General features: G+C 41.6%; 21 protein-coding genes, 1 tRNA gene and 1 pseudogene. 9 read left to right on the forward strand and 14 right to left on the reverse strand.

The window, feature by feature from the left end; genetic code table 11:
- The first annotated feature begins 232 nt into the window (after positions 1-232).
- A complete protein-coding gene (locus tag AAG747_RS12530; protein ID WP_346821517.1) occupies positions 233-673 on the forward strand; it encodes a DoxX family protein in 441 nt (146 codons plus the stop codon).
- Between the two features lie 68 nt (positions 674-741).
- On the opposite strand, the gene AAG747_RS12535 is transcribed toward AAG747_RS12530, so the two are convergent.
- A complete protein-coding gene (locus tag AAG747_RS12535; protein ID WP_346821518.1) occupies positions 742-1,476 on the reverse strand; it encodes a 3-keto-disaccharide hydrolase in 735 nt (244 codons plus the stop codon).
- A gap of 441 nt (positions 1,477-1,917) precedes the next feature.
- Positions 1,918-2,649 (reverse strand): TapB family protein, encoded by a 732-nt coding sequence (locus tag AAG747_RS12540; protein ID WP_346821519.1) that lies wholly within the window; start codon positions 2,647-2,649, stop codon positions 1,918-1,920.
- A gap of 526 nt (positions 2,650-3,175) precedes the next feature.
- Between AAG747_RS12540 and cysS the strand changes: the two genes are divergently transcribed.
- Both cysS and AAG747_RS12550 read left to right on the forward strand, forming a co-directional pair.
- The gene (cysS, locus tag AAG747_RS12545; RefSeq protein ID WP_346821520.1) at positions 3,176-4,669 is read left to right on the forward strand and encodes a cysteine--tRNA ligase; all 1,494 of its coding nucleotides are present in this window, start codon (positions 3,176-3,178) and stop codon (positions 4,667-4,669) included.
- 115 nt (positions 4,670-4,784) lie between these two features.
- A complete protein-coding gene (locus AAG747_RS12550) occupies positions 4,785-5,777 on the forward strand; it encodes a M28 family peptidase (RefSeq protein WP_346821521.1) in 993 nt (330 codons plus the stop codon).
- Positions 5,778-5,867: 90 nt separating this feature from the next.
- On the opposite strand, the gene AAG747_RS12555 is transcribed toward AAG747_RS12550, so the two are convergent.
- Entirely contained in the window at positions 5,868-6,284 is a 417-nt protein-coding gene (locus tag AAG747_RS12555) for a hypothetical protein (RefSeq protein WP_346821522.1), read from the reverse strand.
- Positions 6,285-6,684: 400 nt separating this feature from the next.
- On the opposite strand from AAG747_RS12555, the gene AAG747_RS12560 reads away from it, so the two are divergent.
- On the forward strand, positions 6,685-7,182 hold the full coding sequence (locus AAG747_RS12560) for a hypothetical protein (RefSeq protein ID WP_346821523.1): 498 nt from the start codon (positions 6,685-6,687) through the stop codon (positions 7,180-7,182).
- 200 nt (positions 7,183-7,382) lie between these two features.
- Positions 7,383-7,592 carry a hypothetical protein gene (locus tag AAG747_RS12565; RefSeq protein ID WP_346821524.1) on the forward strand — a complete coding sequence of 70 codons (210 nt, stop codon included), beginning with the start codon at positions 7,383-7,385 and terminating at the stop codon, positions 7,590-7,592.
- Positions 7,593-7,711: 119 nt separating this feature from the next.
- Here AAG747_RS12565 and AAG747_RS12570 read toward each other — a convergent pair whose 3' ends face one another.
- The 3 genes from AAG747_RS12570 to AAG747_RS12580 form a co-directional block, all read right to left on the reverse strand.
- Positions 7,712-9,982 carry a HEAT repeat domain-containing protein gene (locus AAG747_RS12570; protein WP_346821525.1) on the reverse strand — a complete coding sequence of 757 codons (2,271 nt, stop codon included), beginning with the start codon at positions 9,980-9,982 and terminating at the stop codon, positions 7,712-7,714.
- 188 nt (positions 9,983-10,170) lie between these two features.
- Complete coding sequence (locus AAG747_RS12575; RefSeq protein WP_346821526.1) at positions 10,171-10,935, reverse strand: hypothetical protein; 765 nt, start codon at positions 10,933-10,935, stop codon at positions 10,171-10,173.
- Between the two features lie 240 nt (positions 10,936-11,175).
- Positions 11,176-11,820, reverse strand: coding sequence for a SatD family protein (locus tag AAG747_RS12580; RefSeq protein WP_346821527.1), 645 nt, complete (start codon positions 11,818-11,820; stop codon positions 11,176-11,178).
- A 391-nt stretch (positions 11,821-12,211) separates the two neighbouring features.
- Between AAG747_RS12580 and AAG747_RS12585 the strand changes: the two genes are divergently transcribed.
- From AAG747_RS12585 to AAG747_RS12595, 3 genes are all read left to right on the forward strand, one after another.
- Positions 12,212-13,117: an ABC transporter ATP-binding protein gene (locus tag AAG747_RS12585; protein WP_346821528.1), complete on the forward strand. Its 906-nt coding sequence runs from the start codon at positions 12,212-12,214 to the stop codon at positions 13,115-13,117.
- A gap of 12 nt (positions 13,118-13,129) precedes the next feature.
- Entirely contained in the window at positions 13,130-14,689 is a 1,560-nt protein-coding gene (locus tag AAG747_RS12590; protein WP_346821529.1) for an ABC transporter permease/substrate-binding protein, read from the forward strand.
- Between the two features lie 235 nt (positions 14,690-14,924).
- Positions 14,925-14,998: transfer RNA gene (locus tag AAG747_RS12595), tRNA-Ile, on the forward strand.
- A gap of 104 nt (positions 14,999-15,102) precedes the next feature.
- On the opposite strand, the pseudogene AAG747_RS12605 reads toward AAG747_RS12595, so the two are convergent.
- From AAG747_RS12605 to AAG747_RS12635, 7 genes and pseudogenes are all read right to left on the reverse strand, one after another.
- A pseudogene (locus AAG747_RS12605) lies at positions 15,103-15,941 on the reverse strand (ISAon1 family transposase).
- A 116-nt stretch (positions 15,942-16,057) separates the two neighbouring features.
- On the reverse strand, positions 16,058-16,315 hold the full coding sequence (locus AAG747_RS12610; protein ID WP_346821530.1) for an ISAon1 family transposase N-terminal region protein: 258 nt from the start codon (positions 16,313-16,315) through the stop codon (positions 16,058-16,060).
- 233 nt (positions 16,316-16,548) lie between these two features.
- A complete protein-coding gene (locus AAG747_RS12615) occupies positions 16,549-19,632 on the reverse strand; it encodes an efflux RND transporter permease subunit (RefSeq protein WP_346821531.1) in 3,084 nt (1,027 codons plus the stop codon).
- Between the two features lie 11 nt (positions 19,633-19,643).
- A complete protein-coding gene (locus AAG747_RS12620) occupies positions 19,644-21,158 on the reverse strand; it encodes an efflux RND transporter periplasmic adaptor subunit (RefSeq protein WP_346821532.1) in 1,515 nt (504 codons plus the stop codon).
- A gap of 19 nt (positions 21,159-21,177) precedes the next feature.
- On the reverse strand, positions 21,178-21,456 hold the full coding sequence (locus tag AAG747_RS12625; RefSeq protein ID WP_346821533.1) for a sulfite exporter TauE/SafE family protein: 279 nt from the start codon (positions 21,454-21,456) through the stop codon (positions 21,178-21,180).
- Between the two features lie 20 nt (positions 21,457-21,476).
- Entirely contained in the window at positions 21,477-22,661 is a 1,185-nt protein-coding gene (locus AAG747_RS12630) for a TolC family protein (RefSeq protein ID WP_346821534.1), read from the reverse strand.
- An 83-nt stretch (positions 22,662-22,744) separates the two neighbouring features.
- Positions 22,745-23,197 (reverse strand): DUF6769 family protein, encoded by a 453-nt coding sequence (locus AAG747_RS12635; protein WP_488168886.1) that lies wholly within the window; start codon positions 23,195-23,197, stop codon positions 22,745-22,747.
- A 1,155-nt stretch (positions 23,198-24,352) separates the two neighbouring features.
- Here AAG747_RS12635 and AAG747_RS12640 point away from each other — a divergent pair.
- Complete coding sequence (locus tag AAG747_RS12640) at positions 24,353-25,099, forward strand: P-loop NTPase fold protein (protein WP_346821536.1); 747 nt, start codon at positions 24,353-24,355, stop codon at positions 25,097-25,099.
- Positions 25,100-25,295: 196 nt separating this feature from the next.
- Here AAG747_RS12640 and AAG747_RS12645 read toward each other — a convergent pair whose 3' ends face one another.
- Positions 25,296-25,856, reverse strand: coding sequence for a site-specific integrase (locus AAG747_RS12645; protein WP_346821537.1), 561 nt, complete (start codon positions 25,854-25,856; stop codon positions 25,296-25,298).
- Between the last annotated feature and the right edge of the window lie 271 nt (positions 25,857-26,127).

A 26,127-nucleotide genomic window follows, 5' to 3' on the forward strand; every position in this document is an offset into this window, starting at 1 on the left:
AAGGGGTTCTCTAGTATTGTATGTTTTGTCCTTTGGCAGAAACATTGGATACAAGGAAATCCACGGTAAATGATCAACCGTCAAATGAAGAGGTACCGGTTACGAAAACAGCAGCCATCCTCCATTTGATCACAAACAAAATTTCACTTGTTGAAACTACTTGGGGCGCTACCCCAAAACAAGAACAAGTGCTTAAAATTATGTCTCAACCATTTAAAATCCTCTTCAGCCAATGCTAAAAAACTTCCTAATTGGTACCGAACGCATCGAATCTTCTTTAGCCAACATCGGCTTGTTATTGCTCCGTGTATTTATCGGTTTGACAATGGCATTTCAACACGGCTCAGGTAAAATCCCTCCTTCCGAAGGCTTTGTTTCAGTCATTGAGAAGCTACATTTTCCCGCACCTTTTGTTTTCGCCTGGTTGGCAGGCATAGGGGAGTTTGTGGGTGGAATCTTATTGGCCATCGGTCTTTTTTCCCGTCCTTCTGCCCTGATGGTGAGTATTACTATGGGAGTGGCAGCATTTATGCAACATGCACAAGACCCCTTCAGACAAAAAGAAATGGCTTTACTATATCTGTTTGCCGGGCTGATGTTTTTGTGTGTGGGAAGTGGAAAGTATGGAATTGATGCCATTTTTTCCAATAATAAGAAACGATACCCTTATTAAGAATAAAAAAGCACTTCAAAAGTAATTCGAAGTGCTTTGCTTTTACCTTTTGGAAAAACCAGGCAAAATCAATCCAATTCTCTGACCCAAATATTTCGAAAGCTTACAGGATTACCATGGTCTTGCAAAACCAAAGATCCTTTTCCGTGTGCTTTATATTCGGGATGGCCAATGTACTCTGTTGCCCCTTTAATTTCTACATGATTCTGGACCAAGATGCCATTGTGAATGACCGTAACATAGGCCGGAGAAACCAAAGATCCGTCCTTTTTAAAACGAGGAGCTTTGTAAATAATATCATACGTTTGCCATTCGCCAGGAGGCAAACAAGCATTTGCCAACGGGATATGTTGTTTGTAAACACTGGCTGCCTGTCCGTTCGAATACGTTTTGTTTTGATAGGAATCCAGTACTTGGACTTCGTAGATTCCCTGTAAAAACACTCCGCTATTTCCTCTTCCCTGCCCTGTACCGACTACTTTCTTCGGGCTTCTCCATTCAATATGCAATTGCATATCCCCAAAAGAGCGCTTACTCCGGATTACTCCCGCTCCTTTGACCACCGTTAAGGCATCTCCCTCGTGTTTCCAGGTAATTTTCTTCCCCTTCTCCGGTTCCCACTCACTTAGATTCGACCCGTCAAATAATACAATTGCATCGGAAGGAGCTTGCATCCCCTTGCCAGGAGTAACTACTTTGGGCTCAGGTTTCCAAACCTCCGTGTCTTCAGGCTTCATTTTTGTCTGGGCATTGGCCAACAAACCCGCACCCAGCAACACACATAAACATAGCGATTTTTTCATTTTCGATTTCGTTTTTCAGGTTAGATAATTAAATGAAGTGGTTTAAACGTATAGTTTTTGACCGAACATGGAATCAAAACCGGCTCATCAAGGCTCTTTTTGAAAAGAATAGCCAATGCTATTGTTGAAAAAAGTAACGCAGAGGAGGCCTTTTTGAAACATTTTTTAGAAAAAAGAAAAAGGTTAATTCACTTCAATGCTAAATTTATAAATTTCGAACTTAAAAACCGGTACTTACACGCCAAGCTTTACCCGTTTCTTTCTCATGATATAACATGGTCACCTGTTCATATTTCTCTGTATTTCAAATCACAAAAGGCCAGAACAGCGCATTGTCCTGACCTTTTATTTCTAAACATCTCCGAGGCTCGTCAGAAATATTTATTAGTTTGTAATTACAGACTTCATAAAATACCCTTTCACGTACCCGGTACCTTTTTCTCACTTATAAGCTGTCAACATTGTATACCCCAAAAGCTTCCCTTTGGCGTTGTACGATTCGGATTTTACAACCCCCACTCCTTTGGCAATCCATTCTACACTTGCGTATTCAAATTTCTTTTTAATTCCGAATATTTTCGTTTCCCCTATCAAGGTATAGGAAATTTTATAACAATTGAATGTACCGGCCGGAGTGCTGATGTTTTCCTTATTTTCTACTTTCCGGTTGGTAATGGTAAAATTGGTTTCGTTCACCGTCAGGTTCGCTACCGGATTGGAGGATGCTTCGTTCCCTTCCATTTCGATTTTTGTGGTGAAAGATGCGTCCTCCAATGCCATTCCCACTTCCAAGGAGGAGGGAAATTGCAGATCGTCCCCTTCCATCGTCACGTTCACATTTTTATAAGCCGCCATCGCATCATTTGGGATCATCTGGTTAGGATCAATATAAAGCACACCTTCCTTGCATTGGATTTCATAGGACCCCTCCAATACCTCTTTGCTCTTACTATCTGTGGTTTTTGAACGGATGACGGCAAGAAAGTCGCTTCCGTTTACCGTAAAGTCTTGCACGGTATTTTTTACCACGCTCTCAACTTTGTCTTTTTTATTGTAATGGGTTAACTCAAACACCCGCCCTTCTTCCAGGTTGTAAAAGGGATTGCATTGGGCCAAAAGTGTATCCGCGACAAACAGCAATAATGAAAATAATAGCAGGATTCCGGATTTCATAGTTTGTTGTAGTTTAGTAGTAAATAGTTTGTTATTTATCATTAAATCTACAAAAAGTAACCCATTTTTTACAACAAAGCTCCTTGATTCACAAGTAGATACTGGATTTTGGTTATTTCACTTTCAAACAACACGGCACCTACTGGCCATTTCCAGTTTTTCATTTCCAAAATAAGTACAGTTCCACTTGCCGGCTTCTTTTCAGTTATAAATCTTAATTGTTGAAGTGGTTTAAACGTATAGTTTTTGACCGAACATGGAATCAAAACCGGCTCATCAAGGTACTTTTTGAAAAGAATAGCCAATGCTATTGTTGAAAAAAGTAAGACAGAGGAGGCGTTTATGAAACATTTTTTAGGAAAAAGGAAAAGTTCAATTCACTTCGTTAAGTTTATCCATTGAAAAAAGAACTATTTCCACTGTTCAATGCTTTCTGCTGCATACCTTTGAGCAGTTCGGCAGGAATCTACTGCGGTGGGTATTTATTCCATTGCACAACGAGTTTCGATTTTATATTTTTGCGGCTATGGATCAGCAAATCAAAATCTATAATACCCTGACCCGGAAGAAGGAGGCGTTCAAGCCACTCAACCCTCCTTATGTGGGTATGTACGTATGTGGCCCAACGGTATATAGTTATGTACACTTGGGTAATTGTCGTACCTTCACTGTCTTTGACATTGTTTACCGTTACCTGAGCTTCTTAGGCTATAAGGTGCGTTATGTGCGCAACATCACGGATGTAGGCCATTTGGAAAGCGATGCGGATGAGGGGGAAGATAAAATTGCCAAAAAGGCTAAGCTGGAAAACCTGGAACCTATGGAGATTGTGCAACGGTATACCTTGGATTTCAGAGCGGTAATGGGCCGGCTTAACAACCTTTCTCCCAGTATTGAGCCTACCGCCACCGGGCATATCATGGAGCAAATCAAAATGATACAGGAATTGCTCAACAAAGGTTTGGCGTACGAGGCAAACGGGTCAGTGTATTTTGATGTCAGTAAATACAACGAACAGAATCATTACGGAAAACTTTCAGGCCGTAAAATAGATGAACTTATGGCCGGGCAGCGCAGCCTGGACGGACAAGAGGAAAAACGCAACAATGTGGACTTTGCACTGTGGAAAAAAGCCTCTCCCGAACACATTATGCGCTGGGAGTCTCCTTGGAGCACCGGTTTCCCGGGGTGGCACCTGGAGTGTTCGGTGATGAGTTCCAAATACCTGGGTGAGCAATTTGACATTCATGGAGGAGGCATGGACTTGCAGTTTCCGCACCACGAATGTGAAATAGCCCAAGGAGTGGGTACTTACGACAAAGAGCCGGTACAATACTGGATGCACTCCAATATGCTGACAATCAATGGGCAGCGTATGGGAAAATCCGTAGGTAACGCCATTCTGCCAAACGAACTCTTTGCCGGCAATCACGAATTGCTCTCTCAAGCTTACAGTCCTATGACTTTGCGGTTTTTCATGCTTCAAACGCATTACCGTAGCACCATGGACTTGTCCAACGATGCGTTAAAAGCTGCCGAACGTGGTTACAAAAAAATGATCAACGGCTTAAAAGTCGCCAAAAGCCTGGAATATGTTGAAGATGCTTCTGTGGAAACGGATGAAAAGCTAAACAAGCAAATCCTCAGCATTATCCATTCTATTTACCGGGGCATGAATGATGACCTGAACACGGCGGTCGCTTTGGCAGGGATGTTCAATTTATTGAAAAAAATCAATTCCATTTATACCGGAAGTGTGCCTTCGGCCAAGTTGGATAAGGAGACCTTTCGGCAAATGCAGGAAACCTATATCCGTTTTGTAGAAGAGGTTTTCGGACTGGTGGAAGAAAAACCCGAAAACCTTGATTTACTTATAGATACGGTAATTGAAGAATATCAAAATGCCAAAGAAACCAAGAATTACGAACGGGTAGATGCGATCCGGGCGGAGTTTAAGAAAATTGGCATTGTACTCAAAGATATGAAAGGCAAGGTCGACTGGGCCTATGACGAAGTATAACATTATAGTATTATACATCTTTCAGCAAGTAGCAAGCCGGGGTGGACGTTCCGTGCTTTTTACTTGCTGTTATTCTTTTAACTTCACCCATTTTCCAACTCAAATTCGATAAAACATGATCGTATTAGGCAGGATGCTGATGGTACTTTGGATTTGTACCAGTTTTATTTCTTGTGGTGCAGATAAAAAAGACGAAACCAAAGAAAATTCAAAGCCGGCTAAAGAAGCACTTACCCCTCCTACATTCAACTCCGATTCCTCTTACCATTACATAGAACAACAATTGGCGTTCGGCCCCCGCGTACCTAATACTAGCCCGCATGCCCAATGTGCCCAATATCTTCAGGACGAATTGAAGCGCTTTGGCTGTGAGGTGATGGTTCAAGAATTTGAGGCCACTGCTTGGAACAATACAACGCTCAACGGAAAAAATATCATCGCATCCCTTTGGCCGGAAAAGAAAAAGCGAATTATGTTGGCTGCTCATTGGGATACCCGTCCTTATGCCGATCGCGATTCGGTAGACAAGGATTCTCCTATCCTCGGGGCCAATGACGGAGCCAGCGGAGTGGCAGTATTAATGGAGATGGCGCGTGTCATGCTCCAACACGATACGATTCCCAGAGTAGGTGTCGACCTTGTGCTTTTTGATGTGGAAGACTACGGTGCTCCGGAAAGTGCTGAGGTAAACGACCGGAAATTCTGCCTGGGCTCAGAGTATTGGTCCAATAATAAGCATCAGAAAAACTATCATGCCTATTACGGTATCCTCCTGGATATGGTAGGCGCCAAAGACGCAACCTTTACGATGGAGGGTAACTCTATGGAGTTTGCTCCCAAAATTGTCAGAAAGGTCTGGAACAAGGCAAAAAACTTAGGGTATAAGAATTACTTTCTCCGGAAGAAGACGATGGGAATATTAGACGATCATTACTATGTCAATACCGTAGCCCGTATTCCAATGATCGACATCATTCACCATAGCCAATCCAAAGAGCATTTGTTCTTTCAACATTGGCATACTCACCGGGATGACATTCACTGTATTGACAAAAACACACTCCAAGCTGTGGGAGAAACCTTACTACACGTTCTCTACGAAGAGTAACAGTTTTCCCAAAGAAGAACCCCTTCCCGAAGGCATAGGGAAGGGGTTTTCACAAATAAGTCTGTTCAAGTTAGCGTAGTTCAAAGTGTTTTAACTGGTAGGTGTGGGCGCAAAACTGATTTCGGCAGTATTGCAGTTTGCCTTTACCTTTTGCTGCAGCAATTGTTTTTTATTGTTTTCAGCGTCTTCTTTCGAATTGTAAATTCCTTGGATAGACTGGATGCCTACCTCAAAGGTACTCTGCGGATACATCTCATACAACACTTCGTCAAAGCGTTCTAGTAAGTCCAGTTTTTCCACGTCCCAAGTCGTTTCATCAATGGCAAATACAGAAGTAAATACATACGTATCGCCCGTATCGATGTTCCGGTTACTGGCACTTAAATAACAATACTTCTTTTGGGCTTTTTTGCTAGTTTTTTCCTTGTCATCTACTCCGGTGAGGGATGTAGCAGCGGCAATCTCAAAAATGAACAAAGAGGCGAATAACACACATAAGATCTTCATCTTTGTTGAGGTTTAATTGTTAAAATTATTGTTAAAGCTTGATTAAATGGTTTAATGTAATGTAAGTACGCGATTTTTACCTAAAGAAGCAACACTAAAAGTAAAAATATAACACCATACAGGTAATCAGTTAATTATCAACTACTTACATATTTTATTTTTCTAAGAATAAATAGCATTCAAGCATGTAAGCTTTTTGGGGAAATCAAATTTCGATCCAAAATTACCTACAAGCTTTTTCAAACACTACCCTTCCTCAACCCTTACCCTTTGTCAACTTGCATTTGATTTGTCCTCTCAATAGCATAGAGTCCGTTATCATCGATTAAAGCATATTCCAGGCTCTGCAAATTAACTACACTTTAAGGTATTTTTTTCACTTGATTTACATTCCTCTACTATGAAACTTCTTGCACTTTGGATTCTTAATAGTTGCTTCGGTTTTTACCTTGTCTCCTCCCCTGTTGCCTCCTCCAATACCTCTTCATTTCCTATTGATCAATTGGCAGAAATGTACCTGGGGGCTCCTAAAACACTCTTCAAAAATTTACAAGCGCTTCCCACTACCCAAGAGGAAGAAGTTGAAGTGTATCGCCTTTCGGATGTATGGCATATTCCCTTTGAAGCGGAACTGGCTGCATACCCTGTTTTGAAATTCTACCACGGACGACTGTATAGCGTTTCCTTTTATTTCAAAAACCCGGCAGTACTAGAATCCACGCTGGAAGAAAAATTCGGAGCACCTTCCTGGCAACATTTAAACGCGCATAAAGAAACTGTATGGCAAGGACTGGATGCTCAGGTGATTCTGAAAGAACAAAAAGTCGCTTGGTTTTATCAGGCCGAATTGACTATTGAAGATATTGCATTAACCTATCAGTTAGAAGCCAGACGATAAGCCGCCCTTCACTCCGGCAGCACATTGTTATCATAATTATAAAAACCGCCCGAAAAGGCAATTTCCCCTGCTTGAAGATGGGAAATTGCCTTTTCTTATTTTACTTTACCCCTGAATGACAGGAGTGGATGTTTTCTTGTATTGATCCATTTGCATACAAGATGTCTGCCACCTCCTCTAACCTTTTATGACCGGTAGAAATGAATGAGCAACAGGTAAAAAAAATTATCATCAGGGAAATTCTATTTTTTATCAAAGCCGCATTGGGGTATACCGCCTTCGCCCTGTTTTTAAAATATTACATCGGTGAAGACCTTACTCTCAACAACTTCTTACAAATGGCCATTGTGGGCTTCTTGGTGATCTATTTGGTGCGGTTTGTTTTTGTTACCATGAAGCAAATGAAATAATAAAGAGCCGTTTCTATCAAATAAGCATTTTTGCCCGTTTCTTAGTTTATAAAAAACAGAGGGGAAAACCTTCCGGTAATTCCCCTCAATTGTATGACTTCTCCTGTTGCCTTATCGCCCTACAAACCTTGTTCAATGGTCTGCATCAACTGCTGTAACTCTTGGGCATCAGGATAAGTATCCAGTAAGATTTGTGCATGTTTTCTAGCATTAGCAAATTGCTTTTGCTGGATATAAAGTACACATAAGGCATAGTGCAAGTCTCCCGATTCAGGTGTTAAGTCCAATCCCTTCAAATAGGCTTTTTCGGCTTCTTCAGGCCGGTTAAGTTGTTGTAGCGCCAATCCCCAGTTATAAAAAATCCGGGGATTATTCCCCACTTTTTCAGCGGCAAGTTGTAAGTTTTGTTCCGCCTCGGCCAATTTGCCGGTTTCGGCAAGCAACAATCCCAAAGAATAATAAGCCGGTCCGTACTCCGCCTCTTGGGCAATCACGGTACGAAGTAACGCAATAGCTTCCTGATTTCTTCCTTGTCCGTTATACATCGTTGCCAGGTTAATGCGAGCAGGGTTCTGTAAATGGTCTAATTCCAATGCTCTTTTATAGGCCTTTTCGGCCAAGGCATGCTCTCCTAAATTGCTATAATACACTCCTAAAGCTACCTGTCCTGAAGGAAAGTCCGAGTTGGCTTTAAGCAAATGAGAATATTCGGCCATTGCCCGGGTATAAGCACTTTGTAAAGTATCCGGAAACTGGGCCTTCGGCACATCCCCCAGGCTTCTTACCGCAGCAATACGCACCGCTCTGACCGGATCTTTTAACAAGGGTGCCAACAGAGGTAAGCGTTCCTCCACAGGAAGCGCCCCCAAGGCATCCGTAGCGGTATACCGTACGATCGGTGCATTGTCGCTCAGCGCCCCTGCGATCCCTTGTAAAGCCTCCGTATCAGGCACTTGCTGCAAATACCAAGTAGCTGTGGCACGGGCTATGGCAGGCTGTTGCGGATTGGCTACAAGTTTTTTTAAGGCTTGAAGCACTTTTTCCGGATCTTCACTGGCTTCTGTCAGGACATCTGAAAAGTGAGGTGCCCGGTGCTTTCCGTACCATTGCTCTACTTGATTGGCAGCCCACCGGGCATCTTTATCCGTATGACACTGATTACAGGCATTGGGCGTCCCGAACTTTACACTCTGGTCCGGCCGGGGAACTCGGAAACTATGGTCTCTTCGAAAGTCGTTACCCATGTACACCTTGCCCGTCATATGGCAATTCACACATTGGCTGGCTTCCGTATCTTTTGCGTGAAAATGATGCTTTTCCGTATTGTATTTTTTCGGTTCGTGGCATTGCATACACAGGTTGTTACCCAATGCTTTTAATTGTAAGGTATGGGGGTTATGGCAATCCGTACAGCGTACATTGTTGTGATACATTTTACTCTGTAAAAATGACCCGTATACATAATCTTCTTGCTCAATTTGCCCATCGGGATAGTACAAATCCGGAGTAAGGATACTGGGAATATACTGATCCATAAAACTTTCCGAATGCTCGAAATGGGTTGTAATCTGTCCTCTTCGGGAATGACAACGAGCACATTGATCTACCTGCTCTTGAGAACTGATATTTTTAGTTAAATACAAATGTGCATGTGCGGCATCGTATTCTCCCGCACCTACGGCTTCTACATGCTTTTTACCCGGTCCGTGGCAAGCTTCACAACTTACGTTCATTGCAGACCATTGGGTTTCGTACTCTTCTTTTTGAGAGTCAAAACTTTTATGCAGGTTGGTCGAATGGCAGTCAGCACACATCGAATTCCAATTCAGCCCCCCCCTACTCCAATGCAACCATTCCTTGTGCGAGACTTTCGTATCCGGATACAAATCAAACCATTGTTTCTTTTCCACATCCCATGCTTGGCGCAAGCATTGATACCTGCCGTCCGGAAAGGCTACCAAATATTGTTGTAAAGGAGTTACCCCAAAGGTATATACCACTTCATACGTTTCATTTTTTCCTTCGGGCCCTTCGGTATTGACATAGTACTTTCCTTCTTTTTGTATAAAAGTTGTCTTCACACCTTGATTTTCGAAGGTAGCATTGTTAAAATCGCCCAATACCGTTTGTTCGTTGGCCTCTTGCATAGCCAAGTCGTGATGGGAATTTTGCCAATCCATGTATTCTTGTTCATGGCATGATTTACATGAAAGATTGCCTACATACTGAGGGTCTTCTATGTTTTGAATCAACCGGGCTTCTTGCTCCTTTGCCGGACTCTCTTTTTTCTCGGGCTGGCAAGCTTGGGTAAAATAAATCACTCCGGCAAAAAGCACCCCGCTCAACCATAGCGAGAGGTTTACAATAGGTTTGGATGGTGTTAGGTTCATTGAGGTTTACTTGAATTTTCCGCTTTTGTTCTCTTCTCTTCAAAGGTATAATAAAAATGAGGATATGGAAAAAGGAAGTCCTGACTGGCAGCCGGTACACTCCAAGGAAGGCTTAAGAGTCCGGCAAAATAGCCTTGATTATTTTGTCCGTTCAAAGCATTTGTGGGTGATAGCTTTACCCACCCTGTTTAACCGATTACGGCCTTTACTGCCACGGCTACCAACAAGGCCAGGGAGGCGGATAACAAAGTCCCGATCAAGACATATTCCGCAAAGTTTTTATTCTCCAACTCCTTAAACCGGGTAAAGCCTTTGGCTGCCAGGATAAAACCAATAGTGGCAATATTTCCACTTAGTGTGAAAAAGAAAATCAACAAGCGTTCGATAATTCCAATCACTCTCCCCCTGCGCAGTTCCATCAAGTCTTTTTGTTGCCCGATAATGATATGCCTTCCGTTTTCCATTTCGATTTGGGGTTCCACTTTTAACTTGGATAAAATATAGCGAATCAACTGATTCACCTCATTCACCACTACTAAGCTTCCGGCCAGCAGCACCGACAGTTTATGCCAACCTATTTTTTGGGCATACTGTACCATCAAATTTTTGGGCCGTGCATATTCTATAACCTGACTAACATAACCATGAAAATTGCCAAAAAACTGCTTCTCTCCCATCAGAAAAGCAAAACCTACAACATAAGCCATAAAGATCAAAAACCGGTACAAGTATTTATTCTCGCCCAGTTGGTCGGCTCCAAAGGCAACGGTATTAAAGGCAAGTATGCCCAAAGCCAGCCCGTAAAAATAGTCATTATACAAGGGCAACAAAAGCAAGCTTTCCACAAAGGACTTCAACAATGCTCTTTGCCAAGTCAACTCTTTTTCTCCCCATTGGAATAATAAACGCGAAAAAACAATGACCGCAATAGCAAAAAAGAAAGCAGTATGCATGAGTAATGTATGGTTAATGGATTTTGGTTTCTGAGTATTTTTAAATCAGTGATTCTTTTCCGCTCCCTAAGCCTTATACCTCATTATAACATAGCCCGGGCTGTAGAGAATTGCTTGGGTAGTTTTTAGTGAAATAGCGAATGAGTACGTAAAAGCTGAGGAAGAAACATAGAAAATAATACCCCCTCAATAAATCAACTTTTCAATCAATAGCTTTCAACCCTCTACTCACTATTTCACTCATTCGTTTAAGAGCATATAGTCTGTTTTTAATATTTCCATTAAATGAATGACTTCTTGTATATGATTCGTACGGATGTTTTTATACACTGCCCGGGGAGATATTGCCAACTCTTCCGCAATTTGCTCTATGGATGTCCCTTTCAACAGCCTTGTACAAATTTTCACCGAGTTCTCTTTCCATTTTTCCAAAATGCTGCTTAGCAACAATAAGCTTTGATTGGCCAAAGGAGCCACCGGCAAATCCTTTCCTTTAATACCGATAACAGTATGCCCACTCTTTTTTAACTGTGTCATTAAATCACGGGCCTGGTGGAAGGCCGGCCCGTCCATGCCAATTGACTGTTCCGGGTTGATATGTGTCGTAATTTGCCCATACCCAATCGCCCAACGGATTTGTACGGGATATACAAATTCAATCACCTCCCACACATCTTCAAAAAGCGATTGAGGCTTTTCGTACACCGCTTGGAATTCATCCCCCAAGGTAATGGTATAAGGGGAAACCAAACCGTTTTTCTCTGACCGTTTGCTAAGGTCCTTCAAAAATCCGCTCAAATCTTTTTGAAAATTTTCCCGGTCTTCAATTTCCTTCGAAGCGATAAGATCAGCAATGATAACGAAATAGAGCTTGTGACTAGACATTTTACCGTATTCATCTTAAGAACCAAATCAGTTCTAATTGTAGGATTGTACCAAAATAGTTCATTTTTTCCATTTTTACAAATAAATCCCCCCTTTAAATCAGCATCCACCAAAAAGAATTAAAACTCTCATTTTCATATAATTATCATAAAACAAATTCCCTATCCTCAAATTCATTCTAACTATTGCACCAAAAACGTTCAATATATAAAATTGAACCCTTTTGGTGCTCAAACTATAGAAAATCCCGTTTATCCCTTTAATAATGACAGAGTTTTTGTAGCTTGTAAATACTATCTTTTTCTTTTTGGGAAGAATACGTACATAAGCCGAAAATACTATCCCAAACCCTTTCGAATACAGAGATGCTATTTTCTCAGATTTCCGAAACATGACAATACAAGTACAACACCTTAGCAAGTATTACAACGGGCACCGGGCTGTAGACAGCATTTCTTTTGACGTTCCCCAAGGATCCAATTTTATGTTGATCGGGAGAAGCGGCTGTGGCAAAACTACCACCCTAAAAATGATCAACCGTCTGATTGAACCCAGCTCGGGAAGGATTCGTATCCGGGGACAAGAGATTACCCAACTGGATGGTCCCCAACTCCGGAGAAACATTGGTTATGTGATTCAAACCGTGGGCCTGTTTCCTCATCTCAATGTGTATGAAAATATCGCCACTGTTCCCCGGCTTTTACAATGGAAGAAAGCAAAAATTGATGAACGGATTCATTTTTTACTCCGGCAATTACATCTTTCGGAAAACAATATTCTCCTAAAACGTCCCCATGAACTCAGTGGAGGCCAACAACAAAGAGTAGGAATGGCCCGGGCATTGGCGGCCGAACCGGATATTCTTCTGATGGACGAACCCTTTGGGGCTTTAGACCCCATTACCAAAGTAAAAATCCGGAGGGAGTTTATGGAATTGGAGGAAATTAAAGATAAAACGGTAGTAATGGTAACCCATGATGTAGACGAAGCTTTTGAACTAGGGGACCGGATAGGCATTATGGAACAAGGGCAACTGCAACAAACCGGAACCCCTAAAGAAGTACTGATGCAACCTTCCAATACATTTGTCCGGGACTTTTTCCAAGAAAAACGCTTTCAACTATTTTTAAAAATATATACTTGGGAAGATTTAGCCATTGAAAACACCCAATTGGACATTAGACCACAAACGCCCCTGGCAGCACTGATGGAGCACACTGATCACCAGCCTGCCCTTGACTGGCAGCAAGTCATGCAGGCCATTCAAACAAAATTCAATCGGGAAAGTACATCCTAATCCATTACTTCGATGAGTGATTTTTTCTATTTTCTACTTCAACAAAAGGAAAAACTCCTGGAGCAAACGCTGGAACATATCGGTCTTACCTTTATTTCCTTACTGATCGCCTTATTACTAGGGGTACCTTTGGGCATTTGGATTGCCCGGAACAAACGTTGGTCAGCTATGATTTTGGGATTTGCAGGAGTTATGCAAACGGTACCCAGTATTGCCCTTTTGGGATTTATGATACCCCTTTTGGGTATCGGATCCCAACCGGCCATTGCGGCCTTATTCTTATACGCCTTGTTACCCATCATCCGGAATACCTTTACAGGAATACAAGGAGTGTCCCCCTCAGTCAAGGAAGCCGCCCAAGGCATGGGAATGACTTCCTGGCAACAATTGTTTAAAATTGAGTTGCCCCTGGCCTTGCCCGTCATTTTTGCGGGAATACGCACGGCTACCGTCATCAATGTAGGAGTAGCTACCCTAGCGGCCTATATCGCTGCCGGAGGCTTGGGGGAGTTTATTTTCGGGGGCATTGCCTTAAACAATCCCAATATGATCCTCGCCGGGGCTATTCCTGCTGCACTGCTGGCCATTCTTTTTGACAGTTTATTAGCAAAAGTACAACGTATGGACCTCCGGCAAGTACGATCAACCCTGTGGTTAATGTTGGTCGCCATGCCCATACTATCGGGCTTTTACCTGCTTCCAAACATCTATGGAGGAAGTTTTCAGGCGGGATTTGCCCATGAATTTTTAGGCCGTTCGGACGGTTACCCCATGTTAAAAGAAACATACAAATTACAACTCAATACCGTTTCGTTGAATAACTCACTAATGTACGAGGCGGTCAAAAACGGAGAAGTCGACCTCATCAGTGGCTATTCTACCGATGGACGGATCAAAGCTTATCAACTTCAGGTGCTGAAAGATGACAAAAAAGCCTTTCCTCCTTACTATGCGGCTCCATTGATCCGACAGGAAACGGCTAGTAAATATCCCGAAGTAATAGCAGCATTGGAATTGTTGTCCGGCAAAATCAATGATTCGGTAATGACAGAACTCAACTACCAGGTAGACTACCTGAAACGGGCACCGAAAGAAGTAGCCCGTCAATTTCTTCAAACCTTGGCACTTCCGGAAACAAGCCCTCTCCTATCCCACACCGTTACGATTACTATTGGCTCTAAGATTTTTACCGAACAATATATACTCAGCGAACTGTTCGGGCAACTGATCCGGCACAGCACAGGCTATCAAGTGGTGCATAAAACCGGTTTGGGAGGCACCAAAATATGCTTTGATGCGCTATTGGCCGGGGAGATTGACCTGTACCCCGAATACACAGGCACCGGATTGATAGTGATGTTACAACCCGACACACAGACACTGGAATCACTAAACGGGGACAAAGTAAAGATTTACCAATATGTTAAAGAACAATTCGACCAAAACTACCAACTAAGTTGGTTGTCGCCATTGGGTTTTAACAACACCTATGCATTGATGATGCGAAAAGCACAAGCCCAAAGCATAGGCATCGAGACCATAAGTGAATTGAAAACGTATCTGTCCAAATAGCATTCTATAAAATTGTATTTTCAAAAGTAAATGGCATAGTTTAAAAATATTTTGAAAAACCCTCCTCCCAGGCACTTCAAGTAGTATTTTGAAAATCAACCACTTATTCAAGCAAGGAGTCAGCAAGCATTTCCAAAGGGAAAAAACACCCTAAAAAATCCCCAAAAAGAATTGTTTAAATAAAGACAAATTTCTACTTTTGCCCACCGATACGGAAATCAAATCAATGATTTCGGGGCCTATAGCTCAGCTGGTTAGAGCACCTGACTCATAATCAGGGGGTCCAAGGTTCGAGCCCTTGTAGGCCCACTTGAAAATCAGGCAGTTACGCAAATGTAACTGCCTTTTTTGTATTCCGGTTTAAACAAACTCACCATTATGGATCAATCCGTATTCCTGGGGGGATGAAATTTTCATGCATAAATATTGGCTAGTCTAAAAAGGAAGAAGTCTACATTTCTCACGCCTCTAAACTGGCTGCGAAACGCTTTGATTTTGGTATTGAAAGACTCGGCCGATACATTGGTGCTTCGGTGATCGAAGAAGTTGAGAGTGTTTTGATAGTGGTTCTGGCCACGGTGTTGAAGGATTTGAATTCAGCTTTTTCTACCTGATCATACCACTGTGCTAACTTGGTAAAGGCCACCCTTTTTAGTTGGGAACTTTGGTAAATACGGGCTAATTCTCTTGATAACTTGTAGGCTTGTTCTATGTCAGGGTAGCGCTTAAACAGTATTTCGGCTCGATGTACCTGAGAAGGCCTCCAATGATGCTCTCCTTTAAAGAGCAGGTATCTGCTTCTGGCTAATAGTTGTTTTTCGGTATCTCCATTTTCCAGCCTGTGAGGTACATGGGCTCTGTTAAGTTCCTTAGCCAGTTCCATCTCTTTGTTTTCCTGCGCTATGGCCTCCCACTGATAGGCGATTCGCATCTCCTGCACGGCATCATAGGCTAATTTTTGTACATGAAAACGGTCTGTGACAAGACGGGCTTTAGGAAAGCTTTTCCTTACAATCTTTTCCATACTGGCGGCCATGTCCGGTGTTACTTCTTTGACTTTCCTTCTGGTTTCTGCCGGTATTTGCTGAAGTATTTCATTGATAGTTTCGCTCTCAGTGCCTTTAAGCATCGCTACAAGGCAAGCCTTTTTGCCTTTGGCAGCCTTGTTGGTAATTACCGTATAGAGCTCCCCTTGAGAGAGTGCCGTTTCGTCAATACTGAGATGACTGCCCGTATTTTCAGGAAAAACGATCCAATCCTCAGCATGCTCGCGTTAATTCCAGGACAAGAAATTACTCAAATAAAACACATATTGATGCGCGAATTGTTTGGCATTAAGATGGAAGAGCTCGGCAAGCAGTTTACAACTTATAGGTTTTGAATCCAGGAGGCTCTTTTTAAAAAAAGCGCGAATTCCTCTGTCATCCGCGTGCCTGTGGCTACCATATGCCAGTCTCTGCTGATATTCTTTCCGGTAGTTTCATGGAGCCACTTTCTGCGCTTAATTTTTAAATAACAGGGTTTGCCTCTCAGAGGAAAGTTTTGCATAGAAACCTTGTATGAGAGGTAGAATACGATATTTATAGCAATAGCAATATCCGCAGCCAAACCAAAGGAGAGCAACATTTTATTCCTTTCCGAAACCAGGGGCAGTACGAAGATGCAGAGACGGGCTTGTATTACAACCGTTTTAGATAGTATGGGCCAAGTGTAAGGATTGCTAAAATACCGGTCACAAATACTCTTTGTTATTCAGAATTTGTAATTAGCCAAAGGAGAAGAAGAATCCTAAAAAATAAAATACAGAAATGTAGTTATGCCACCCATTTCAATGGCATAACTACATATTGGTTTATTTCTTAATGATCATTCGTCCCGATAAGTTTATACACACAAGGTATCACTACTAAATTTAACAAAGTAGCAGAAAGCAAACCTCCCAGGATTACAATAGCCATAGGACTTTGAATTTCATTACCTGGCTCAGCACCTTTCAAAGCAAGTGGAATCAAGGCTAACCCCGTAGTGAAAGCCGTCATCAGGATCGGATTCAACCTGTCCAACGCGCCTGTTTTAAGTAATTCGAATCCTTGTAATCCTTCCTTCCTCAAATCCTCATACCGCGACACCAGCAAGATCCCGTTTCGGGTAGCAATACCCAACAAGCTGATGAAGCCAATGGTAGCGGCTATACTGATAATCCCGGAAGTGAAGTACACAATCAAAACCCCTCCAATTAAAGCCAAAGGCAAATTGATGAGTACAATGAAAGACAGTTTCACATCCTGAAACTCAAAATACAGCAATAGGAAGATGATTACAATGGCAATTACCGCAGTGATAAGAAGTAACTGAGAAGCCTTCGCTTCACTTTCAAATTGTCCGCCATACTCTACCCGATAACCTTCAGGCATGTCAACATTGGTCTCAATCACCTGTTGGATTTCATTCACCACACCACGCAAATCACGCCCTTGTACATTGGCAGCTACCACAATCTTACGCTTTACATCTTCTCTGGAAATGCTGCTTGGGCTGCTGACAGAGCTTACTTCAGCCAATTGATCCAGTGTAATTTGACCATCATTAGGTAATGTTACTAAAGCAGATTGTATGAACTCCATGCCCTTTCTGGATTCTTTTTGGAAGCGGACAATCAGATCAAAATATTGCTGTCCTTCATAGATTTCACCTGCCTTTTCGCCAGCAAAAGCTACATCCACCTGTTCCATCAAATCACCTACGGTCATGACATAAGCAGCCAACATTTGACGTTTTGGCGTAATACGAATTTGCGGAACTTCTATCTGTTGATCTACTGCCACATCTGCAATTCCCTCAATGGACTTGATATTGCTTTCCACGCTTTTACCCAATTCAAACAAGCGCTGCAAATCATCGCCAAATATCTTGATAGCGATATTGGCACGAGTACCCGAAAGCATATGATCAATACGGTGAGCAATTGGTTGTCCTAGTGTGATATTCACCCCCGGCACCACACTCAGCTTTGTTCGCACTTCTTCGAAGAATTGCTCTTTTGATTTTCCATCCAGTATAAATGGTACATCTATTTCAGCGGCATTTACACCTTGAGCATGTTCGTCTAATTCGGCACGCCCTGTTCTACGTGTGACGACATCCACTTCAGGCATTTCCAAAAGGAGCTTTTCAATCAACTGACCGTGCTTGTTGCTTTCTTCCAGCGACATACCCGGTACACCTACTGCACTGATCACCAATGAGCCTTCATTGAACTCAGGAAGGAAACTACGACCCAATTGGGTAAACAAGATCAAACTGATAATAAAAGCTCCAACAGTCAATCCAATCATCGTTTTTGGGAATTTCAACACTCGTTCTAAGGTTCCGGCATACCGGGCTTGCAGCCAGCGTTCCACTTTTGTTCCTTCTGCTTGTTTACTGAGTACTTTTTCGCTTTTCAGCAAATAAGAACAGAGCACAGGTGTCACCGTCACCGCCACAATCAGGGAAGTTAGCACCGAAGTAATAAAAGCAATCCCAAGCGGTTGCAGCAACCGGCCTTCCATGCCACTCAAGAAAAACAACGGCACAAACGAAACAATGATGATGAGCGTAGCAATGATGATGGAACTACGGATCTCCACCGAAGCATCTTTTACCACGGTAAGCACAGGCAATTGTTCCTTTTTCGGCTTTCGGATATTTTCTCGCAATCGCTTGAAAACATTCTCGACATCTATGATCGCATCATCTACCAATGCCCCAATGGCAATCGCCATACCACCTAAACTCATGGTATTGATGGTATATCCCAATAGCTTCAATACGATAATGGAAACCAACAGGGAAACCGGAATAGCAACCAATGAAATGACCGTAGTTCGCCAGTTCATCAAAAAGATGAACAATACAATTAATACAAAGAAAGCACCTTCCAACAGCGTTTGATTCAGGTTGTCAATGGATGCCTCAATAAAATTCGCCTGACGAAAAATATGGCTTTTGATCTCCACATTTGCAGGGAGGGTATTGTTCAAATCTGTAATGGCTTCATCCAGTCTATCTGTCAATTCCAGCGTATTAATATCCGGCTGTTTGGAAATGGTCAGAATTACCGCAGGAGCAGCATTTAATGAGCCGTCACCAATCTTGTCCGCAGCACCAACCTTTACTTCTGCCACATCCCCAATTTTAATTGATTGACCATTGATACTTTTGAGAACAGCTTCTTCTAGGTGTTCTACCGAATAAGCTCTACCACTTCCTTTGATGATGTATTGATTGCCATATTCATTCAAGAAACCACCCGGAGCATTCACATTGCTTTCCTGTACTTTTTCGAGTAATTCGCCAAGGCTTACATCATAGTATTTCAGTTTTCCAGGATTGGCCAACACTTGATATTGCTTGTAATCACCTCCAATCACAATCACATTAGCGATACCGCCAATAGATTTGATTCTTGGCCTTATTGTCCAATCAGCAAGAGTGCGCAACTCCATTGGAGACAAACTATCGGATCGAACACCTAATAACATCACTTCACCCATAATGGACGAAATGGGAGCCATTGTAGGTGTGCCTACACCCGAAGGCAGGGTTTCTCGTACCATTGGAATGCGTTCACTCACGATTTGCCTTGCCCGGTAAATATCTGTTCCCCATTCAAATTCCACCCAAACAATAGATATTCCGGCAGCAGAGGAAGAGCGAATTCTACGCACGTTAGGCGAGCCATTCATGGCCGTTTCCAATTGGTAGGTCACCAGCTTTTCTACCTCTTTGGATTCCATGCCATGAGCTTCTGTCAAAATGGTCACCGTTGGAGCAGTGAGATCAGGGAATACATCCACGTTCATGTTACGGGCTATATATATACCGGCAACACTTAATACCACTGTTCCCAAAAGCACCGTTAATCGGTTTTGCAGTGAAATCGATAATATCTTATTCAACATAATCAACTATTTTAATGAGCATGACCATGAGCAGGTGCCTGACCGGACATAGAAGCCATCTTTACTTGATAAGCTCCTTTAGTCACCACAACATCATCCAATGACAATCCCTTAATGATTTCCACTTCACTGCCATTTCGCTTACCAAGTATCACATTTCTGCGTTCAAAGCTTTCACCAGACAATTGAACAATCACCGAGTAATTGCCATAATCCTCCATCAAACAGGAAAGGGGAACAACCAAACTTTCAGTACTATTACCAACAGCCAGTTGAGCTTCTGTAAAACTGCCTTCCGGCATTTCCACTTCTTCATTCACCTCGGCAAAAACAGAAATCAATGGCTGATTGGATGCTACCTCCTTGCCAACAGACAAGATTTTTCCATCTTTTTCATTCAAGCTTGACCATTTTCCTGCCTTCGGCTGATACCAGAGGTTTTGGATGTTTTGAAGATCCGCACTGTATTGAGGACTGACTTGCACCTGAAGTATACTACTCTTATGACTTGTCACTGTTACAAGTGCATCTCCCTGTTCTACAAATCCGCCATTCGCTGCCTGGACAGATTTAATATATCCATTTATAGGGGCAGTGATCTGTTTGCCTCCGGCACTATAGCCTCTGCTCAAAGTCTCATAATTGGTCTTTGCTACAAGGTATTTTTGCTCTACCCGCTCAAGCTCAGCTTTAGGAACAATTTTAGAGTTATACAGCTCTTTTTTCCGTTCGTATTCAGACTTGGCTTGCTCGTAATCAGCCTTTGCCTTCTGAATCTCAGCGCTCAGATTGTTAGACGTAAGCCCTGCACTGCTTATATTCATCAAAACCTGGCCGTTCTTTACGAGACCTCCTTCTGTCAATACGCCAGCGCCAAAACTCACTCGACCCGAAGCAGGGGCCACCAGTGTTTGATAATCCGAAGGAGCTATCTTCCAAATCCCTGATGTTCGAATGGTTTGATAAATCTTCTTTCTTACCGCAGGAGCCGTTTGAAACTCCATTTTCCAGGCTTGCTCTTTCAAAAAGGTAATGGCATTATCTTTTTCTTCTTCACTACCCAATGTTAGTTCCGCTTCTTTGACAGTAGCAAAAACCGGAATGCTATTCAGCACGATTCTATCCGAATAAGTAGGCGTTTTCAGCTCAAAAACGAGTTGATAAAGACCTGCCTCCTTAGGCTGCAACGTTGGCCCGAAGATTCCCGGAGAGGACGGTGCATCCACTGTATGGCGAATACCTTTATCCCCTCTGATCAAACTCACCGTCACACTTCCTTCTCTTACAGGCTGATGACCGTTGAGTTCTGTAAAGTGTGCCGCAAAACGACTGGTTTCACCCACTACCAAAGCAGGGAATTCCACAAACAACTCAGTTTCATTTGTCCAAATGGTATAATCTACAGCAGGTTTACCTTCATCCTCATGAGGATGACCTCCAGCTTCATCATGACTATGTCCATGATCTTCCGGTGACTGACAGGAAAAGACAATCAACGAAAGCAATACTATTATTATATATCGCATATCAAGCTCAATTTAAAGATTAATAATTGTGATGTGTGTTACCGTCTTCATGCGTATGCGTGCCATCTGTCTCAACTTCAACAGAGTCACTACCTACTGTAAACTCTTCCTGCTCATGATGTTCGCGCCCATGTTCATGATCACCATCGTCATGACCATGATCTTCACTAGCTTCATCATGTGGGTGTGCATGAGATTCAGTGTCGTGAGCATGGCCATGCTCACTGTTAGATTTTTTACCTGAACAGGCAATTGCGAAAACAAAGGTTGATGCGATAAGAATAGTTGAGATTTTCATAGTAATTCGATTTTAAGTTGTTACAATTGATGTTTTAAAAATTGATTTTGCGATATATATAGTTGGTATTGCATTTCCTGCATGGCATCATAAGCCTGCCGGTAATACAGCAACTCCATGTAGTACTCGAGGAATGACAGTTCACCTAATTGATATGCCTGAAGTAGCAATTCTTCGGTATTCATACCTGAAAGAGTGGCTTGGTATTCCTGAAATTTGGAAAGCATGATTTGATACTCACTGTACTGCTTTTCAAATGTGGCTTGTGCTTGTAAAGTCCTCGATGAAGTATGTGTTTGTTGGAAGTCAACCTGAGATTGAGCAGCTTTCACCTTATTCCGGTTACTCCATAAAGGAATCGTGACGCCAGCATACACACCGGAATTATAAGCACCTGATACACCCTGATGATTATATCCGGCTGTCAGGTTAGGTAAAGAATTATTTTTAGCCAATTTCAAAGCCTGTTGCGCTATAGCTTCTTGTTGTTTCAGTTGCACAAGTTCAGGATCTTGTATTTGTTTTTCCTGCCAGATGCTTTCCTTATCAGCCAACTTCAGGGAAGTTTCATATTCACCGGATGAAAATTGTATTTCAGTGCCTCCATTCAAATGGGAGAGAAGTGACATTATGTTTTTTATGTCGTTCTCAATTTGTTGAATTTTGAACTGTTCCTGCATCCAGGCTACTTTAGCCTTATTCAATTCCAGGATTCCAACCTGCTCTTTTTCATAAAGCTCCTGCACCTGCTCAAATACCTGTGTTGCTTGTTTCACACGGAGAGTTTCACTATTCAAGCGTTTATGCAGGTAGATCAGGTTCAGGCAGTAATCTTTGGCTTGTACCAATACTTCCTGCCTTTTAGCTTTATAGTCCAGTTTTAATTGAACAGTCTGTTGCTCGATAAGACTACCTCGGGCCCTGTAAACCGTGGGAAACTCAAAGGACTGGCTAATTTGAAATTCTGTATAATCTCCTGTGCTATTCTCACCAAATGGTAAGTAATATGCACCAAATTGAGGGTCAGGTAGATTGTTACCGGATTTCAACTCAAGTCTTTCGCTCTCCACATACGTCACCAGAGCTTTTAACTCTTGGTTGTTTTGTTCTACCTGTTTGAGGATGCTATCTATAGTAGCCGATTGAGCAAACACACCCAACGACAAGATGCATCCGCACAAGGCGAACACAATATTTCTATACATGAAAATAATTTTTAGGATGAATCAAATAATAATGAACATACTCAGGTATGCACAGACAGCAAGTTCATTCCTGCCTGAAATGATTAACCTAAAGAAGGGGGGCCACGATGTGGATGGAAGTATAAATAAGGATTATCCGGTAGGATATTTTTAAAAAGAACATACCGATGCAATCCTTCATCAGTTTGCCTTGCTTTTAACACCCAAACCCAAATATCATTAATACCGAATACCTTATAATCAAGCTGCTTTAAAGACTTTAGCTGCTTAATAGTAGCCTGCGTGTATTGATGGGTATGTTTAGTGTGTGAATGATTCTTGACAAGAAAGTCAAAGAAGGTGTCTTGTTCAGGCTCCTGATTATTTTCATCTGAATGGTGGTGATGATCTATATGATGATTATCATGACGAAAACTTTCTGTCGCTTCAACAATATGATCATGCTGGTGGTGGACATGCGGCAACACCTCATGCAGTAAGAGCATCCCGTAAATGCTCAAAAATAAAATCGAAAATATTTTTTTATATGGCCGCATCTGATCACAAAGAAAACTATTTATTGTATCACTTCAAAATTCCTAAAGACGTTATCCCATAAACTTTGTTATTACAGAGTTACTTTTTAAAATTTAATTTTCGTTATCATTTTAGCGCTAATGGTTAAATGATAACATAAAATCAATTCTTTGTACAGGAACATCATCTAAAAATCAACCTGCTTAAAAACAAGTTAATAGAGATTATTACGAATGATTGATAAAGGGGATTTTTAAGATTGTGTAAGGCACACCCTATCAAAAAGATACCCTGCCTTTTGTCGGTTTCCCTTGTAATATTTAATTCGTAATAACCTCAATGATATGAAATCTCTGGAAGGTTTAAAATACAGAAGGTATACTCAAAAAATCTGACCATGATTTTTGTGTAAAAAATACCCGATGATACCTTTTTTAGGCAAATTGTTTGAAAATAAGTTTTCATTAGCCCTTTTTATTAAAGGTTAATCATCAAACTACTTTACCCAATGGTTTTTGATTTATACATCTCTTATAAAGAGAAAGAAATACCGATCAATAAAATCTCCAGGTGAAACTTTTTTCATAATACTTACTTTAGGAATTGCATTATTTCAAGGCTATGAAAATAGAAAAAAAATCACCTAAATACTCTTAGGTTTTTACCCTGAAAAAATATCACCCATATTCGTAGTATAACAAAGTGACTTCTGCATTTGCCGCATTTTGAAAGGCTAGTTGTATGGCTTTCCGGCCCTATTTTGTCGGAGAGGTAATCCACACTCTTCATTAGGGATGAGTGCTTCTTCGGGTCGTATTCAGGGTGAAGAGATAGTTATAATTCCGGTTCCGTGCAAAAATCGGAAAGGAGTACCCCATTCGTTTGTATTTGTATCCTTCCTTAAAGACCATTGTCAACAGGTTTCGGACACTTCCAGCCTAAAACGAAAGCGCTGTTTCCCGGATAGGTGAGTTGCATGGAGATGGAGCCTGCTATAGTTTTTCGAGGTCTTGTTTGTTCGTGCTGACACGGATATAGGCGAGGGTTTGCACAAAAAAGGTACTTTCAGGTATTTTTTTGCACAAATACAGACAAAAAAATCCGATCGTTTTTTCTGCAATTTTACTATTTTCAGATAGGCTATAAAGCCGTATAATTTAAACCATTTATCTCCTATGGAAGAATTTAGTATTGAAACCCCTAGAAAAAGGTTTGAAGAGCATCTTAGTAGTGATGAAAACAAACGGATTTTATTTTCCGGAAAGTTTGGCAGTGGTAAGACTTACTTTTTAAAAAAGTTTTTTGAAGAACATGACAAGTATGAAGCCGTACACCTCTACCCGGTGAATTATAGTGTAGCCTCCAATGAGGATATATTTGAATTGGTGAAATATGATATTTTATTCTCTCTTCTTGTGACGACAAAAGAAAAGGGTAAAACCTTCTCTTTTGAAAAAATAAAATCATCCCATATTCACTCTTTATATTATTTTTTTTCAGACAATGATAAATTAAAAAAACTAATCTTCTCTTTGCTAAATATAATACCTAAAATAGGAAAGAGTGCTGCTACAATCGCTGAAAAAGTTCTAATAGACCTATATAATGAGTTCAAGGAACATCACGAATCTGCCCAAAAAGATGAGCAAGAAACGATGAAAGAGTTTGTAGAAGCTTTTTCTGATCTACAAGGAAATATTTATGAACGAGATGCTATTACTCAAATAATTGGTAACCTTATAGGACAGTTAAAGGATGGTGATCAGAAAGAAAAACAAGGGTCAAAAAATGAAAAAGAAACCATATTAATTATTGATGACCTGGACAGAATAGACCCGGAACATATATTCAGAGTGCTTAATGTATTTGCAGCACATACAGATCACCGTGATGATGAAAATAATAAAGGATATCACGAATGATTTCTTATAGAGCAATTCCTAGAAATAAACAAACCATTATTCTAGCAAATTTCGCAGAAATCAATGTCTGAAATTTCCTATACAAAATCATTCGTGATAAAGTCTAATAGTATACAATTAGTTTCTTTTTCAGGGGGGAGAATAATATTCGACCCTAAGAAAAGTCATGATATACTTTAGGGATTCCCAATCCTTTTCACAAGAGGCCTTTATGGGCCTTGTCCAACTCATCGTTTTCAAAGCTGTCCAAATACGCTTGGGTGACTTTCTCATTGCTATGCCCCATGGCTTCACTGATCATTGAAATGGATACCTTGTTACGCTTCATCACCGTGGCGTAGGTATGCCGTGCAAAATACGAGGTGATCCTGAAGTCGAGCCCGATTTGTTTGCCCAGTTCCGTCATCTCGTCATTCATTTGTTTCAGCACTTTTTTCAATTGGTTTTCAATTTGTTGAGGCGTTTTATGGAAATCACTCAAAATGGGGAAAATGTGCTCTCCAATCGCGATGGTCCGGTAATCTGCCAGAATAGCAAGTGCAGGTGGGAGCAGCTCCATGTTCAGAAGATCCCCGGTTTTCCTCCGGATATAAATCAACCGGCCCTCCCGGATGTTTTCCCATGTCAAAAATGCCATGTCCTTGAAATTGATTCCCCGGCAGTAATAGGAAAACAAAAATAAATTGCGCATTTCCCAGGCCTTACTCCAAGGCTGTAAGGGAAGCTGTTCGATGGCTTTGATATGTTCTTTTTTCAAGGCCCGTTTTTTTTTGGGGGGGGATTTTGGGCAATGGCCAGACCCTGTCCGGGAGTCATTATAAACGGTTGACCCACTTTTTTTAACACCTTGTTCCATCAACAGGTTTTATGGAAGTTGCTGTTAGGCTTCGCGGTAAAAACCGCGTTGACCCGGCTGGACCAACGCAGCGGGGGAGTACCTGTTGTTGGATGCTACCTGTTGACAATTCGGGCAAGTGACGTTCCACCTGTTAACCCTGTCAGTGTTGATCCGGGGGTAAGTATTTCTA

The sequence above is a fragment of the Rapidithrix thailandica genome (assembly GCF_039710355.1).
Classification (GTDB): Bacteria; Bacteroidota; Bacteroidia; order Cytophagales; family Flammeovirgaceae; genus Rapidithrix; species Rapidithrix thailandica.